Origin of the sequence: Rathayibacter sp. Leaf248, assembly GCF_920939495.1 — a bacterium.
GTDB lineage: Bacteria > Actinomycetota > Actinomycetes > Actinomycetales > Microbacteriaceae > Rathayibacter > Rathayibacter caricis.
The window spans coordinates 2031041-2046422 of sequence record NZ_CAKLAV010000001.1 but is presented as its reverse complement, the minus strand read 5'-3'; the positions used below and the strand labels follow the sequence as shown (position 1 = coordinate 2046422).

Genomic DNA, 15382 nt, shown 5'->3' with positions numbered 1-15382 from the left:
GTCGAGCCGTTCCCGGCGCGTGGACGGAGTGTCAGGGAGACAGTCCGGTGGAGAGGAGGCGCTCGTTGCTGCGCATCATCTCGAGGTAGGTGGGAGCGCCTCCGTCGGGGGCGGTCAGGGATTCGGTGAACAGCGCGACGACGTCGACGTCGAGGTCGGCCTCGTCGGCGAGCACCTGCACGAGGCGGTCGGGCTGCGACGAGTCGGCGAAGATCGTCGGCACTCCGGCCTCCTCGATCGCCGAGGTCAGCTCCTCGAGGTCGGAGGCGCTGGGCGCCGCGAGCGTCGTCCCGCTCGGCAGCACCGCGCCGATCACGCGGAAGCCGAAGCGTTCGGCGAGGTAGCCGAAGACGTGGTGGTTCGTCACGAGCGCGCGGCGCTCCTCCGGGATCGCGGCGAACGACGCCGTCATCTCGGCGTCCAGCGCTTCGAGCTGGCCCCGGTACGCGGCGACGCTCGCGGCGAGGGCGGAGGGATCCACTCCGTCGATCGCGAGGCGCGGCTCGAGGCCGTCGACGACGTCGATCATCCGCTGCGGGTCGGTCCAGAAGTGCGGGTCGACCTCGCCCTCCGCGTCGCCCTCGGTGTACGCGAGCGTCTCGATGAGGTCGCCCGCGGCGACCACCTCGACCCCCTCGGCGGCGGCCGCGTCGACGTGCTGCTGCAGTCCCTCCTCCAGGCCCAGCCCGTTCGAGACGATCAGGTCGGCGTCGAGCAGGCGCGCCGCCTCCCTGGCCGAGATCTCGAAGGAGTGCGGGTCGGCGTCGGGCGCCATCAGCGTCATCACCTCGGCCTGGTCGCCGACGAGACGCTCGACGACGTCGCCGAGGATGTTCGTGGTGACGACGACGAGCGGCCCGTCGGCGGAGGCGGGCCCGGAGCAGCCCGCGGTCAGAGCGCCGAGCGAGAGGGCGGCGGAGGCGGCGAGCGCACGGGCGAGGCGCCTCATCGTCCGGTCTCCACGAGCAGGCGGGCGTCGAGCTCGAAGCTGCGGGCGAGGCGGGCTGCGTCGTCGTAGTCGATCTCGTGCACGAGCCCGGTCGCGGGCGAGTTGACGTAGGCGCGCGACACGTCCACCTCGAGCGAGACTCCGGCGGGCAGGCGTCCGTCGACCAGGTCGGCCGCGAGCAGCGGGTCCGTGGCGGCGGCGCCTCCCTCCGGGATCAGGGCGACGACGCGGCCGCTGCGGTCGAGGCCGACCACCGTGTCGTCGGTGTCCGAGACGGCGCTCGCCGCGAGCAGCGGCTCGGCGGTGGGGATCAGGGTCCAGGCGCGGGCGCGGGTGTCGAGCAGCCACGCGCCGCGCTCGCCGGCCACGGCGGCCACCGAGGGGCGGCCCGGGCGCGACGAGAACGCACCGGCGACGTCGGCGGCGACGGTCCCCTCCGGGTACGGGATGCGCTCGAACACGACTCCGTCGTCACCCGCGACGGCCAGCACCGCGCCGTCGGCGCAGCCGAAGACCGCGCCGACCCGGGTGATCGCGGAGCCGCGCAGCTCGAGGCACTCCGCACTGTCGCCGGTCGCCTCGCCGTCGGCCGAGAAGACCGCGACGGAGGAGGCGCGCTCGTCGCCCTCCTCCGCGACGGAGCCCACGAGCACGTCGCCCAGCGGGAGCAGCGCGCCGTCGTGCGGCACGCCCTCGATCCGCCCGCGCTCCTCGATCCCGCCCGAGGCGAGCGCGTCGGCGTCGAGCACGACGCCCGTTCCGGAGTCGCCGAACCAGGCCGCGGTCAGGGTGGCGGAGGAGGCGACGCGCGCCTCTCCGGCACCGCCGTCGATCTCGCCCACGACGCGCGGCTCGGCGAGGTAGTAGTGGGAGTGGTCGCCGTGCGGCACCGTCCACGCCCCGCCGTCGACGATGCGGAGCACGCCGTCGGCCGAGGAGGCGAAGGCGTAGCGGCCGTCGGTCTCGAGCCGGGTGACGTCCCCGTCGAACTCGGCGAGCTCGACCGACTCCTCCGTGGCGGGGTCGAAGGCGCTGAGCACGGCGCCGGACAGGGTGACGAGGCGCAGCTGCGGCTCCTGCATCTCGGCGGCGCCCTGGATGTAGCCGTGGCCGTCGGAGTCTGCGGCGCCGGAACTCGTGGCGTCGGAACCCGTGGCGTCGGAGGCGGCGGGGGAGCTCGAGCAGGCGGCGAGGGCGAGCAGCGCGCCCGAGGCGGTGAGGAGCAGCGGGGTGGAACGGGGAGTCACGGGTGGGACGGCTCTTTCGTGTCGGCGGCGGAGGAGGTGGCGGAGTTGAACTCGGAGTCGGAACCGGAGACGGCAGCGGCGGCGAGCGGAACGGAGGCGGCGGCGGAGCTGGAGTCGCACGCGGCAGTGGCGGCGGGGACGGAGTCGAAGCCGGCAGCCGCGGCGACCGGAGCGGCGGCGGCGGCCGGGACCGCGGCCAGCGCCGCTCCCGATCGCGCGGCCAGGCGGGCGACTCCCGCGCGCAGCGCCGCCGAGACCACGACGAGCCCGACGGACGCCGCGGCGATGCTCGCACCGGCGGCCGTCGCGGCGTACCAGGACACGAGCAGCCCGATCACGACGGCGACCGCGCCGAGGACGGCGGCCAGCGCCATGGTCGCGGGGATCCCGCGGGTCCAGTGCCCGGCGGCGGCGGCGGGCGCGAGCAGCAGGCCGACCACGAGGAGGCTCCCCACGGCTTGGTACGACGCGACGACCACGAGGGTGACCAGCCCGACCAGCACGACGTGCGCCAGTCGGGGGCGCAGGCCCAGCGTCGCGGCGACGCGCTCGTCGAACGCGAGAGCCACGAACGGGCGGTGGAACACGACGACGAGCACCAGGACGACGGCCAGTGCGACCGCCAGCAGCAGCAGATCCCCCTCGCCGATCGCGAGGACGTCGCCGAACAGGATCGCGGTGAGGTCGGTGGCGAAGGAGCGCGAGCGCGACACGATGATCACGCCCAGCGCGAGCATCCCGACGTAGAACAGGCCGATCGTGACGTCGGGGGAGGAGCGGGGGCGGCGGGCGACGAGGCCGACTCCCGCGGTCATCACGCCGGCGCTGACGGCCGCGCCGAGCACCGGCGGCAGGCCGAGGAGGGCCGCGATCGCGACCCCGGGGAGCAGTCCGTGCGCCATCGCCTCGCCGAGGAACGCCATGCCGCGCAGCACGACCCAGGTCCCGACGACGCCGCACAGCACGGCGACGAGCACGCCGCCCAGCAGGGCGCGCAACAGGAAGCCGGAGGTGAACGGATCGAGGAGGAAGGGCACGGGGCACGACCCTACATGAAAACGATTATCGTTATGATCAAGCCGTGACCTCCTCCGCCGCGCTCCTCGCCCCCGTCGTCCGCCTGCGCTCGGTCGACGCCGCGCACGACGGAGTCCCCGCGCTGCGGGGCGTCGACGTGACGCTCGACCGGGGCTCGCACACCCTGCTGGTCGGGCCGAACGGATCGGGGAAGTCGACGCTGCTCTCGGTGCTCGCGGGCGTGCATCCGCTCGTCGCGGGCACTGTCGACCGGGCGCCCGGAGTGTCGATCGGCGTCGTCGTGCAGCGCAGCGCCGTGCCGGACCGACTGCCCGTGACGGTGCGCGACGTGGTGTCGATGGGGCGCTGGGCGGGCCGGCCGCTCGGGCTGCCGCTGGGGCGGGCCGACCGCGCGATCGTGGACGAGTGCCTCGAGGCGCTCGACATCGGCGATCTCGCTCGACGGCCGCTGTCACGCCTCTCGGGCGGTCAGCGCCAGCGTGCGCTGGTCGCGCAGGGGCTCGCGCGACGCGCGGATCTGCTGCTGCTCGACGAGCCGACGTCGGGGGTGGATGCGCAGGCCCAGCGCCTCATCCGCCGGGCGGTGTCGCTCGAGCTGGCGCGCGGGGCGACGGTGGTGGAGGCGACGCACGACGCGTCGGATCTCGGGGTGGGGAGTGTGGTGGTGCGGCTGGTCGACGGGCGCCGGGTGGGGTGATCGGCGGGCGCCCCCCCCGCCTCGCTGATCGAGCAGCCCGAGGGGGCGGGGCCGGAGCTGTGAAGGTGTCCGACGCCGGATGCGCCGACGCAACCTCAGTCGCGGAGGTGGCCTAACGCCTGACAGGCGAGACGCCCCTCGCTCAGCTGACGTTCTGCAGCCGACTCGAGTTCAGTCGAGCGTGTACGCGCGCCCGTTGATGAGCAGGGTGTCGGGGTTGTCGACGCCGCGGTCCTCGGAGGTGTTCGACGACTCCGACGCGGCGGCGGGCTGGGCGGCCACACCCGTGGTGAGCAGGAGTCCGGCCGCGAGGGCGGTGATCATCTTCGTGCGGTTCATCGGCGTCGTCCTTGGCGTCGTGGTGTCCGTCGCACTCCGGGTTCGAAGGCGTCGTGCGGGCGAGACTACGGTCGGAGTCGATGAGGGCCCTGGGTCGTTCCTGTGACCCGCCTGTGCCCGACGGCTTCGTCGGAGCGAGGTCGCACGAGGACCGGCCCCAGCCTATGTTCACGCTGCCACCGGCGGAAGAGCGGAGTCGAGCGGAGTCGCCCGGAGTCGCCCGGAGTCACCGCGCCAGCGCCGCCAGCTCCGCCCGGTTCCGCGCCCCCGCCTTCCGCAGCAGGTTCGAGACGTGGAACTTCGCCGTGTTGCCGCTGATGCCGAGGTCGTCGGCGATGCGCTGGTTCGAGGCGCCGAGCGTGATCAGGTGCAGCACCTCGCGCTCGCGGGCGCTCAGCTCGGCGAGGTCGAGGCCGTCGGGCTGAGCGGGCGGGTCCAGAGGCAGGCGGATCGACAGGGTCGAGCCCCAGCCGGCGGTCGACGTGATCGCGAGGTCGCCGTCGAGGCCGCGGACGCGCTCGGCGATCGGGCGCAGGGCCTCGTCGCGGGCGGTCAGCTCGCCGCGGCCGTCGTCGCGGATCTCGATCAGGAGATTCAGCCCGTCGCAGTCCCACTGGATCCGCACGCGCCGCGTCTGCTCCGACTCGACGAAGGCCAGCACCGCGCTCCTGACGATGGCGCGGGCCGCGTGGGCGACCTCGCCGGGCAGGGCGCGACCGGTGGTCGGCGGCTCGACGAACTGCACGTCCAGGTCGCCGAAGCGCACGAGCGGGCGCAGGTCGCTCCGGAGGCGCGCGAAGGCGCCCACGACGGGCTCGAGCATGGCGCTGCGCTGCTCGTCCGTCGCGGTGCGCAGCTCGACGAGGGCGTTCGCGGCGATGTCGATGGCGACGGCGCGGGCCGCCCGATCGTCCAGGCGCTCGGCGCGCAGGGCGGCGAGCACCGACTCCAGTGCGACCGCGTGCCGGTCGGCCTGCTCGGCGACGGTGCGGGCGTGCTCGAGCAGCAGCGCGCGGGAGGCGGGGGAGGAGTCCATCCGTCGAACCTACCCGTCCTACCTCCTCCGAGGCCCGCCTACCTGATCGGGTAGGCGTGCCTGCTCCATCAGGGGGCCGACTCCGGCGACCGGCGAGAGCAGGCTGGACTCATGCCCGACATCGAGGACCCCACCGCAGACCCCGCGACGGCGCTGGCCGTGATCGTGGCCGAAGTGACCGCGGCGGCCACGTCCCTCACCGAGGACGACCGGCTCGAGCCCGTCGCCGCGCTGCTCGCCGACGCCGACCGCGTCTTCGTGCACGGCGCCGGCCGCTCCGGCCTCGCCCTGCGGATGACCGCCATGCGCCTCATGCACCTCGGTCTCGTCGTGCACGTGGTCGGCGACGTCACCACTCCTGCGATCCGCGAGGGCGACGTGCTGCTCACGGCGAGCGGCTCCGGCACCACGGGCGGCATCGTCCGCGCGGCGCAGTCGGCCGTGGACGCCGGTGCTCGAGTCGCCGCGATCACGACGGCCTCCGGATCGCCGCTGGCCGAGCTCGCCTCCGCGGTCGTGATCGTGCCGGCGGCCGAGAAGCTCGACCGCTCCGGGACCGCCTCCGCGCAGTACTCGGGCGGGCTCTTCGAGCAGGTCGTCGTGCTCACCGGCGACGCCCTGTTCCACGCGCTGTGGAAGCGCCGCGGCGAGAGCGCCGACGAGCTCTGGCCGCGCCACGCGAACCTCGAATGACCCCCGCACTCCCCGCACTCCCTAGAGAAAGAAGAACCCCGTGAAGCTCCAGTTCGCCATGGACACCCTCAGCACCGAGGCCGCCCTCGAGCTCGCCGCCGCCGCGGCTCCGCACGTCGACATCCTCGAGCTCGGCACCCCGCTCATCAAGAGCGCGGGCCTCTCGGCCATCACCGCGATCAAGGACGCCCACCCCGACAAGATCGTCTTCGCCGACCTCAAGACCATGGACGCCGGCGAGCTCGAGGCCGACATGGCCTTCACGGCCGGAGCCGACCTCGTGACGGTCCTCGGAGTCGCCGGCGACAGCACGATCGCGGGCGCGATCGCCGCCGGGAAGAAGCACGGCAAGGGCGTCGTCGTCGACCTCATCGGCGTGCCGGACAAGGCCGCCCGCGCCCGCGAGGTCGTCGCGCTCGGCGCCGAGTTCGTCGAGATGCATGCGGGCCTGGACGAGCAGGCCGAGGACGGCTTCACCTTCGACACGCTGCTGCGCGACGGCGAATCTTCGGGCGTGCCGTTCTCGGTGGCGGGCGGAGTGAGCACCGCCACGATCGAGTCGGTGCAGTCCGCGGGCGCCGTGGTCGCCGTCGCGGGCGGCGCCATCTACGGTGCGCCGGACGTCGGCGAGGCCGCCGCGGCTCTGCGCGCGAAGATCTCCTAGCCCGCTCGGGGCCGGCTTCCGCACCTCCGGCTCGTCACATCGCGTTCGGCTCGCAGGACTCCTCCGATCCTGCGAGCCGAACGCGTTCCTGCGAGCCGACCCCGCCGCCTGCGACCTCGACTCCGCAAGAGTTGTCGTACTCGAGCGCCGACTACGACAACTTTCGCGGACTCGCGGGACCCGCTCTCTCCGCCGACCAAGCCGCGCTCGACTCTCCAGAAGTTGTCGTACTCGAGCGCCGAGTACGACAACTTCGCGGACTCGCGGGCCGCAAGGGTCGCCGCACCCGCCCCACCGGTCAAGCCCCTCCCGCCCCTCCGGCCCGCACGATTGCCTGGAGGACCCGACACGACAGGAGCCCCGTGCAGTCCAGCACCACCCGCATCGCCCCCATCGAGACCTACGCCGACGACGACGGCTGGCACAACCGCATCGCCGACGCCCGCGTCCCGCTGACCCACCACTCCGACCGCGACGAGGCCGAGCGCGAGGGCGCCGCGATGGCCCGCCAGCGCGGCGGCGGCCACATCGTGCACGACTGACGCGAGAGCGCGCCGAACCCGACATCCGTCCCCTATCGTGCCGCGTCCCGCGGGGTCAAGTCTCTGTCCGCCCCCGCCGTGCCCGGCCTAGCCTGGCCCGTCGTGCCGCCCGATCCCGGAGCGCACGTGACGGGAGGACGACATGGCGACCACGAGTGAGCCCACCACGACGACCACCGAAGGACAGAAGCTGAAGCGCCGCATCACCGGCCCGCTCCTCTTCTTCTTCATCCTCGGCGACGTGCTCGGCGCCGGCATCTACGCCCTCATGGGCACCCTCGCGAACGAGGTCGGCGGCGCCGTCTGGATGCCGCTGCTGCTCGCGCTGGGCCTCTCACTCCTGACGGCCGGCTCCTACGCCGAGCTCGTCACCAAGTACCCGAAGGCGGGCGGCGCCGCGGTCTTCGCCCAGCGCGCGTTCCGCCGTCCGATCGTCTCGTTCCTCGTCGGGTTCGCGATGCTCGCGGCCGGAGTGACGAGCGCGGCGGGTCTGTCGCTCGCGTTCGCCGGCGACTACCTCGGCACCTTCCTCGACGTGCCCACCGTGCCCGCCGCGATCGTGTTCCTGATCCTGGTCGCGTGCCTGAACGCGCGAGGCGTGGCGGAGTCGCTCCTCAGCAACACGGTGATGACCGTGATCGAGGTCAGCGGCTTGCTCATCGTGATCGCCTGCGTCGCGCTGCTCGTCGCAGGCGGCGGCGGCGACCTCTCGCGCACGGTCGAGATCGGCGGCGAGCAGGGGCCCGCCCTCGCGGTGCTCGGCGGCGCGATCATCGCCTACTACTCCTTCGTCGGCTTCGAGACCTCGGCGAACGTCGCCGAGGAGGTGCGCGACCCCAGTCGCGTCTACCCGCGCGCCCTCTTCGGATCGCTGCTCGCCGCCGGTGGCGTCTACGTCCTCGTCGGCCTCGCCAGCTCGATCGCGCTGCCCGCCGACGAGCTGAGCGGATCCTCCGCGCCGCTGCTCGACGTCGTCACCGCCTCCGGAGTCGGCGTCCCGGCCTGGCTCTTCAGCCTCATCGCGTTGATCGCGGTCGCCAACGGCGCCCTGCTGACCATGATCATGGCCAGCCGCGTCACCTACGGCATGGCCGAGGAGCGGCTGCTGCCCGCCGTGCTGAGCAAGGTCCTGCCGAAGCGCCGTACGCCCTGGGTCGCGATCGTCGTCACCACCGTGGCGGCGTGCCTCCTGACGCTCGTCGGGGATCTGGCGACGCTCGCCGAGACCGTCGTGCTCCTCCTCCTGCTCGTCTTCATCAGCACCAACGTCGCGGTCCTGGTGCTGCGCCGCGACCGCGTCGAGCACGACCACTTCCGCGTCTGGACGGCGATCCCGGTCCTCGGAGTCGCGTCCTGCGTCCTCCTGCTCACGCAGCAGGACCCGATCGTCTGGGCCTACGGCGCCGCCCTGCTGGGCATCGGCGCCCTGCTGCACCTGGCGACGAAGCGCCGGAGCGAGCGCGGCGAGCGGGCCCGCGACCGCGACTGACCCCGGTCGCGCGCGGTCGGCCTGCAGAACGAAGGCTGAGCGGCGCGATCCTCTGGGAACAGGCCCGATCGCCCTCCTCGGCCTTGTTCGCGACGGTCGATACCCGCCCTGACGACGAGGACCTCCCGGGCCGAGCAGCAGCTCGACCCGGGAGGTCCTCGTCGTCAGGGCCGGATCACGTCGGACCAGGTCCGCCGCTCACCGCCCGCGACTCACCGGCAGGTCAGCGCGGGGTGCGCCACCGTCTGCGTGTGCGCTCCCGCTCCGCCGCCGGACCGGCTCACCGCCACCGACACGTCGCCGGCCGGCAGCACCGCCAGGCGGGTGCTGAAGGCGTGGGTCGCCGCCTTGCCGGGCACGACCGACGCGAACGACTTCACGGTCGTCCCCCGGGTCATCGTCACGTCGACCGGCACCGCGTCGCGGTTGACCGAGGTGACCGTCACGACCGCCTTGCCCGAGATGCAGCGCACGGCGGCCGTGCTGGCGACGTTCAGCTTCGTCTCCTGCGCCGGCAGGACGAACGGAGCGAAGTCGATCCAGTCGACGTCCGGCGCGACCGCGTAGCCGGGCAGGACCCGGTCGTCGCTCGTGCTGGTCGTCGGGCCCTCGTCGATGAACAGCGTCGAGCGGGTGTTGCCGAAGGTCACCGGACCGGAGTCGGTCGCGAGGTCCAGCGGCAGGACCGCCTCCCAGAAGTTGCTGGAGGAGTAGGTGTAGCGGAAGGTGGTGCGGCCCACGAGGCCCGTGGTGCCGGCCTCCTCGGCCTGCAGCCCGAGGTCGACGACCTGCGGGTTGTAGTCGTGCGTCCCCTCGATGTCGTCGTTCGAGTAGTGCACGACGGCGTCGTAGGCGCCGGCCTTGTCGAAGCCCGGCAGGCGGGGCACGGTGAGCGTGCCCTCGTTCGCCGGGTTCGCGTCGGTGATGCCGAGCCCCGTCACGTAGCCGGTCCCGGATCCGTTGGTGAGGGCTCCGCCGAAGCCGGCGACCGCGGCCGTGCCGCCGAGGTCGACGGTGGCGAGGTCCTCGGCCTGCACGCGGACGATGGAGGCGTCACCCGCGACCGCACGGGTGGTCGTGACCGACCCGACGCGGACGCTGCCGGTGCTCGCCAGCTCGACCTCGCTGATGCCCTCGGGCAGGTGGACGCGGACCGTCGTCGTGCCCGGCGCGAAGGTCCCCGCGCGGCGGCCGTTGACATCGACCGTCAGCGTCGTGCCGGCGGCACCCTCCCACGCCACGGCGAGGTCGTAGTAGCCGGACTCGAACGTCGACGGGTAGAGGTCGGCGCGCTCGCCGGTCTCGAGCGAGAGGCGTCCGCCCGAGAGCGTCGCACCGTCGATCAGGCGGAACCCGGTCGCCGGGTACTCGACGGACTCGGTGTTCGCCGTGTCGCCGACCCGGACGAGCTCGAAGCGGTCGAGCGTCACTCCGCCGTCGGCACCGGCGCCGGGCAGGAGGGTCGTCCCGTCCTTGCTGGTGCGCACTCCGACGGTGTGGGTGCCGGCGCTGAGGGCGACGTACACCTCGGCACTGCCGCGGGCGACGGTGCGGACGTTGCTCGGCTTGATCGCGTTCGCTCCGTACTGGGCGAGCGTCGAGAACGCGCCGTCGACGAAGACCGCGTGCTGCGCGGCCCGGCCGGGCGTGGCCCCGAGGATCTGCAGGCGGTAGAGGCCGGCCTGCGCCACCGACACGGTCCAGTCGGCGCGCGAGCCCACAGCGGCGAAGCCGGAGACGTCGCGGTCGCCGGAGGCGCGGTAGCCGTCGGGCGTGCGGGTGGCCGCGGCGGTGAGGCGCGTGGCCTCGGCCTCGATCACGTGGCGCTCGCCCTGGGCGGCGGCGGCCGCCTCCACGTCGCGGGTCGCGGCGGGAGTGACGACGACCTGGTAGGCGCTCGACGAGTTCGCGGAGGGGATCCGGAGCTCGACGCGGCCGTTCACGACGGACACGGCGTCGTCGGCGAGGACGACCCGGGGAGTCCCCGCGATGCCGTCGGTGCCGCTGACGACGGCCTCGCGGACCTCGACGTCGACGGAGGGGCCGAAGGTCGCGCTGTCGAGGCCGTTCAGCGTCAGCGCGCCGTCACGGCCGTCGGGGATGCCCGCGACGATGACCTGGGCGCGGTCGGCGTCCCGGTCGATCGCGGCGATCGCCTTCTCGCGGTTCGTGGTGACCGCGGCCGTGCGCGATCCGGTCAGGTCGCCGTACCACTTGAAGAGCCACCAGCCGCCGTTCGCGGCGTTGACCTTGGCCTGGTTGTCCGAGAGCGTGCCGGAGGCGGTCCAGTAGGCCGTCTGGGCGTCGATCTTGGCCGCCTCGAAGCCGGCGAACCAGCGCAGGAGGTTGGCGGGCGAGCTCATGTCGGTGCTGGCGCCCCACTCGGTGATGTTGATCGAGGGGATGTCGGCGGCGGCGATGCCCACCTCGGCGGCGTAGCGGCGGAAGTCCGACGCGCGGTCGGGGAGCCACTGGTAGCCGCGGAGCTCGTGCCAGACGTAGATGTCGGGCACCGTGTTCGTCGCGCGGGCCATGTTCAGGAACGTCTTGATGTTGCCCTCACCGCGCCAGGCGGCGTCTCCGGGGCCCGCGATCTGCGGACGTGCGAGACCGTGCTTCGCGTAGGTGGCGGTGATGACGTCCCACGCCGCCTTCCAGTCGGTCGCCCCACCGGGGGTGAAGCTGTTGGGCTGGTTGCCGACGTGCATGTAGCGGTTGTAGAGGTCGTCCGAGTTCAGCCACTGCAGATCGACCTCGTTGAACGGGATGAAGACGTACTTCTCGGGGTTCTCGGCCTCGCGGGCGACCTCGTCGACGACGATCTCGAGCACCTCGAGGTAGTCCCAGACACCGTTCGGAGCAGAAGTGAAGTCGTCGGTCAGGCGTCCGCTCGCGTCGCGGACGTAGCTGCGGTCGTCACCGGGGCGCTTCCCGCCGTTGTAGGGCCAGTCGGGGTAGTAATCCTGGGTGTAGAGGTAGAGGTCCTCGCCGTACTTGTCGAAGAAGGTCTTCTCGACGGTGAAGGCGTCGCCGCCCGGGTGCTGCGTGCCGAACGGGGGCTTCTGCGACACGTTGGTCATCGCCGCGCCGTTGACGAGCGCCTGCGTGGGCGAGCCCTCGTCGCCGAGGCCGTAGAGGGTGCCGGAGGCTCCTCCGCGGAACTCGCCCGTGTCCTGACCGAAGTCGACGGCGATCGGCTCGGTCGGCCGCGCCGTGACCGTGACGGCCGTGGTGAACGGGGTCGACCATCCGGCGACGGTGCCGTTCACGGTGAACGTCGCACCGGCGGTGGCGTAGGCCGAGGCGGGGACGGCGTCCCAGGTGATCGCCGCGGTGGCGGGCCCGGACTCGCGCGTGACGTTCACGCTCGCGGGGAGGGCCGGCGCGACCTTCGCGGCGGTGGAGACGCTGAAGCTCTGACGCTCGACCGACACGATCGCGCCCGCGTCCTCGAGGTAGGCGTTCGAGACCTGCTCGGCCGTGAGGGCGGTGCGGTAGACCGCGAAGTCGTCGAACTGGCCGCCGAAGAACGCGGCGTAGGGCCCCGCCCACGGCACGCGGCCGATGAGGCCCGAGCGGGTGCTGGACGGCGAGGCGAGCTTCGCGAAGTCGAGCGAGACCGCCTCCGTCCGCACGAGCGAGCCGTTGATGTAGTACGAGACGGAGTCGGTCGTGGCGACCGTGGTGATCTGCGCCCAGGTGTTCGTGGGCAGCGGAGTGGAGGACACCGCCTTGACCTCGGTGCCGGTGTTGGCCGCGGCTTTCGACTGCCCGCCCTCGTTCGGCACGTGGTAGAGCCCCCAGTTGTCGCGGGGGAGCGCGTCGCTGCCGATGATGTAAGACCACGGGAGCTGGCCGGCGTTGGCGCCGTCCCACTTGATCCAGGTCGAGACGGTCATCGCCGACGTGTCCGCGAAGAGTCCCGCGGGGATGTCGAGGTAGGGCGCGGCGGTCGTCGACGAGCCCTGCGCCCCTCCGGGGAAGAGGCCGGAGGCGCCGGACCCGGCGACCGGACCGGTTCCGCGCGGCAGCGACGTCGCGTTGCGGACGCGGGCGTCGAAGGCGGAGCCGAGGGATCCCTGGTTGGCGATGGTGGCCGCCGAGGGGTTCTGGTCGAACGTGTAGAGGACGGCGGGGGTGGGAGGAGTGTCGACCGCTGCCGCGGGACCACCGCCGACGAGTGTCGAGGCGGCCAGCACGGGCAATGCGACCAGGGCGGCGATCGAGGCGGTGATCCGCCTCGAGAAGGGGTGGGGAGTGTGCATCGGTTCCTCAACGCTGAGAAGGGATCTGGACTCGCTGTCGAGGCGAGGTCGAGACGGGTCGGTGCCAGCACGATATCGATATCACGCGCTGATCTCCAGACATCTCTGAAATCGCTACCAGACTCCATCGCCCCGCCGGCCGAGCGTGCAGATAACGCTTTCATCACGGGCTTGCACTTTCGTGAAATCGGTATCAGTATCTGTCCAGTCCCGAATCCGGGACCACGCCCTTCCCACTCCGCGACGACGAGGAGCCCCTGTGCCCGAGCAGCTGACCTGGGGGCCCCGCGACGGGCTCCGACTGACCTTCGACTGCCCGCCCGGTGCTCCGCTCGCGCTGTCCGCCGTCGCCGCTCCCGGCGTCCGGCTCGAGGCGACGCACGTCGCCCCGTTCTTCGAGATCACCACCGCCGCCGCCGGCCACGACCCCGCGAGCTCCCGCCTCACCCACACCCGCATCGGTGCGGCGATGCGCTACGTCTCGCACCGCGAGAGCCTCGTCGACGGAGTCGCCGTCCTCGAGATCGAGGCCGAGGCTCCGTCGTTCGGCGTCGTCGCCCGGGCGGTCCTGCGGCAGGTCGTCGGAGTCGCGGCCGTCACGTCCGAGGTCGCGGTCGGAGCGCTGTCGCGCCAGGTCCTGCGCTCGGTCGCGTCCTGGAGCGCCGACCTCGGGGCCCCGGCCGGCGCCGACGGCAAGGACGCGTTCACCCGCTGGTCGCTGCTGCGCGGCGAGAACGACTGGCTGGGGGAGGGGCGCTGGCGCACCGCGCCCGTCCGCGACTCCGGCTTCGTGACGCTCCGCGAGGACATCACCGGCCACGACCCGCGCGGCGCGGTCGGCGCCGTGTCCACCGGCAGCTGGTCCACCGGCTCGCACCTCCCGGTCGGCGGCCTCCTCGCCCCCGACGCCGCCCTGCTCTGGCAGATCGAGCACAACGGAGCGTGGCGCTGGGAGGTGGGCGAGGACATCGACGGCGGAACGCTCGCCCTCTCGGGTCCGACCGACCTCGATCACGGCTGGATCCGCGCCCTCGAAGCGGGGGACGTCTTCACCTCGGTCCCGGTGACCGTGGCGCTCGGAGCCACGGCCGACGCCGCGGTCTCCGCGCTGACGCACCACCGCCGCGCGACCCGCCGGTCGCACCCCGACGACACCGCCCTGCCCGTCGTCTTCAACGACTACATGAACACCCTCAACGGCGACCCGACCACCGAGAAGCTGCTGCCGCTGATCGACGCCGCGGCCGCCGCGGGTGCCGAGATCTTCTGCATCGACGCCGGCTGGTACGACGAGAGCGGCGTGCCCGGCGGCTGGTGGAGCAGCGTCGGGGCCTGGCAGCCGTCCGCGAAGCGCTTCCCCGGCGGTCTCGGCGAGGTCGTCGATCGGATCCACGGGCACGGCCTGGTCCCGGGCCTCTGGCTCGAGCCGGAGGTGATCGGCGTCGACAGCCCGATGGCCGACCGCCTCCCCGACGACGCGTTCCTGCAGCGCTGCGGCATCCGCATCGAGGAGCACGAGCGCTTCCACCTCGACCTCCGCCACCCGGCCGCCGTCGCCCACCTCGACGAGACGGTGGACCGCCTGGTCGCCGACTTCGGCATCGGCTTCTTCAAGTTCGACTACAACATCGACGCGGGCCCGGGCACCGACGCGGCCTCCGACTCCGTCGGCGACGGACTGCTCGGCCACAACCGCGCCTACCTGGCCTGGCTCGACGCCCTGCTCGACCGGCACCCGACCCTGGTGATCGAGAGCTGCTCCTCGGGAGCGATGCGGCAGGACTGGGCCGTGATGTCGCGGCTGCAGATGCAGTCGACCTCCGACCAGCAGGACTTCCGCCTCTACCCGCCGATCGCGGCCGCGGCGCCGATGATGCTCCTCCCGGAGCAGGCGGCCAGCTGGGCGTACCCGCAGGCCGACATGGACGACGAGGAGATCGCGTTCTGCCTGGTCACGGGCCTCCTCGGCCGGTTCTACCTCTCGGGCTACCTCAACCGGATGTCCGACCCGCAGCTCGCGCTGGTGCACGAGGCCGTCACCGCGGCCAAGTCGCTCCGCGGCGCGATCGCCTCCTCCGCGCCCCGCTGGCCGCTCGGCCTGCCCGGCTGGACCGACGACGCGGTCGCCCTGGCGCTGTGCACCGAGGACGAGCACCTCGTCTCCCTCTGGCGCCGCAGCGGCACGGACGACGTCGTGCTGCACTTCCCGGAGCTGCTCGGGCAGGACGTCGACGTGTCGGTCGTCTTCCCCGTGGCGCTCCCGGCCTGGGGTGCCGACTGGGACGCGGCCACGGCCCGCCTCACCGTCCGGCCCACCGGCTCCGGTCCCTCCGCCCGCACCTTCCGACTGTCCCTCCGCACCACCTGACCCCCCTGCCGGGTCCACCCGTCCCGGCATACCCTCTCCACACACAGAAAGCTCG

At 73.0% G+C, this 15382-nt stretch carries 12 protein-coding genes; 6 read left to right on the top strand and 6 right to left on the bottom strand.

What is annotated here, in order from left to right:
• Window positions 1–31: 31 nt before the first annotated feature.
• Genes aztC through aztB form a run of 3 tightly spaced genes read right to left on the bottom strand, consistent with a single transcriptional unit; the run spans window position 32 to window position 3233 of the window.
• Complete coding sequence (aztC, locus tag LRG51_RS09930) at window positions 32–949, bottom strand: zinc ABC transporter substrate-binding protein AztC (RefSeq protein WP_230672533.1); 918 nt, start codon at window positions 947–949, stop codon at window positions 32–34.
• On the bottom strand, window positions 946–2196 hold the full coding sequence (locus LRG51_RS09925; RefSeq protein WP_230672531.1) for an ABC transporter: 1251 nt from the start codon (window positions 2194–2196) through the stop codon (window positions 946–948). Before LRG51_RS09925 ends, aztC begins: the two co-directional genes overlap by 4 nt.
• A complete protein-coding gene (gene aztB / locus LRG51_RS09920; protein ID WP_329958731.1) occupies window positions 2193–3233 on the bottom strand; it encodes a zinc ABC transporter permease AztB in 1041 nt (346 codons plus the stop codon). Before aztB ends, LRG51_RS09925 begins: the two co-directional genes overlap by 4 nt.
• A gap of 44 nt (window positions 3234–3277) precedes the next feature.
• Here aztB and aztA point away from each other — a divergent pair, with 44 nt between their 5' ends.
• Window positions 3278–3931, top strand: a complete 654-nt coding sequence (aztA, locus tag LRG51_RS09915) for a zinc ABC transporter ATP-binding protein AztA (RefSeq protein ID WP_230672528.1) — start codon at window positions 3278–3280, stop codon at window positions 3929–3931.
• 171 nt (window positions 3932–4102) lie between these two features.
• Here aztA and LRG51_RS09910 read toward each other — a convergent pair whose 3' ends face one another.
• Both LRG51_RS09910 and LRG51_RS09905 read right to left on the bottom strand, forming a co-directional pair.
• Window positions 4103–4270: a hypothetical protein gene (locus LRG51_RS09910; RefSeq protein WP_157602134.1), complete on the bottom strand. Its 168-nt coding sequence runs from the start codon at window positions 4268–4270 to the stop codon at window positions 4103–4105.
• Between the two features lie 226 nt (window positions 4271–4496).
• The gene (locus LRG51_RS09905; RefSeq protein ID WP_056866096.1) at window positions 4497–5306 is read right to left on the bottom strand and encodes a LuxR C-terminal-related transcriptional regulator; all 810 of its coding nucleotides are present in this window, start codon (window positions 5304–5306) and stop codon (window positions 4497–4499) included.
• Window positions 5307–5417: 111 nt separating this feature from the next.
• Between LRG51_RS09905 and hxlB the strand changes: the two genes are divergently transcribed.
• The 4 genes from hxlB to LRG51_RS09885 all read left to right on the top strand — a co-directional run bounded on the left by hxlB (window position 5418) and on the right by LRG51_RS09885 (window position 8694).
• The gene (hxlB, locus tag LRG51_RS09900) at window positions 5418–5999 is read left to right on the top strand and encodes a 6-phospho-3-hexuloisomerase (RefSeq protein WP_055785511.1); all 582 of its coding nucleotides are present in this window, start codon (window positions 5418–5420) and stop codon (window positions 5997–5999) included.
• Window positions 6000–6039: 40 nt separating this feature from the next.
• Window positions 6040–6663 carry a 3-hexulose-6-phosphate synthase gene (gene hxlA / locus LRG51_RS09895; protein WP_056866098.1) on the top strand — a complete coding sequence of 208 codons (624 nt, stop codon included), beginning with the start codon at window positions 6040–6042 and terminating at the stop codon, window positions 6661–6663.
• A gap of 362 nt (window positions 6664–7025) precedes the next feature.
• Window positions 7026–7205 (top strand): DUF2188 domain-containing protein, encoded by a 180-nt coding sequence (locus LRG51_RS09890; protein WP_056866099.1) that lies wholly within the window; start codon window positions 7026–7028, stop codon window positions 7203–7205.
• Window positions 7206–7347: 142 nt separating this feature from the next.
• Entirely contained in the window at window positions 7348–8694 is a 1347-nt protein-coding gene (locus tag LRG51_RS09885) for an APC family permease (protein ID WP_230672526.1), read from the top strand.
• Between the two features lie 212 nt (window positions 8695–8906).
• Here LRG51_RS09885 and LRG51_RS09880 read toward each other — a convergent pair whose 3' ends face one another.
• Window positions 8907–12959, bottom strand: a complete 4053-nt coding sequence (locus LRG51_RS09880; RefSeq protein ID WP_230672524.1) for a LamG-like jellyroll fold domain-containing protein — start codon at window positions 12957–12959, stop codon at window positions 8907–8909.
• 259 nt (window positions 12960–13218) lie between these two features.
• Here LRG51_RS09880 and LRG51_RS09875 point away from each other — a divergent pair, with 259 nt between their 5' ends.
• A complete protein-coding gene (locus LRG51_RS09875) occupies window positions 13219–15327 on the top strand; it encodes a glycoside hydrolase family 36 protein (protein ID WP_230672523.1) in 2109 nt (702 codons plus the stop codon).
• The last annotated feature ends 55 nt before the right edge of the window (window positions 15328–15382 follow it).

Coding starts and splice junctions, on each gene's coding strand:
- aztC (WP_230672533.1), bottom strand. CDS start 949: ATGAGGCGCCTCGCCCGTGCGCTCGCCGCCTCCGCCGCCCTCTCGCTC.
- LRG51_RS09910 (WP_157602134.1), bottom strand. CDS start 4,270: ATGAACCGCACGAAGATGATCACCGCCCTCGCGGCCGGACTCCTGCTC.
- LRG51_RS09905 (WP_056866096.1), bottom strand. CDS start 5,306: ATGGACTCCTCCCCCGCCTCCCGCGCGCTGCTGCTCGAGCACGCCCGC.
- hxlB (WP_055785511.1), top strand. CDS start 5,418: ATGCCCGACATCGAGGACCCCACCGCAGACCCCGCGACGGCGCTGGCC.
- LRG51_RS09885 (WP_230672526.1), top strand. CDS start 7,348: ATGGCGACCACGAGTGAGCCCACCACGACGACCACCGAAGGACAGAAG.
- LRG51_RS09880 (WP_230672524.1), bottom strand. CDS start 12,959: ATGCACACTCCCCACCCCTTCTCGAGGCGGATCACCGCCTCGATCGCC.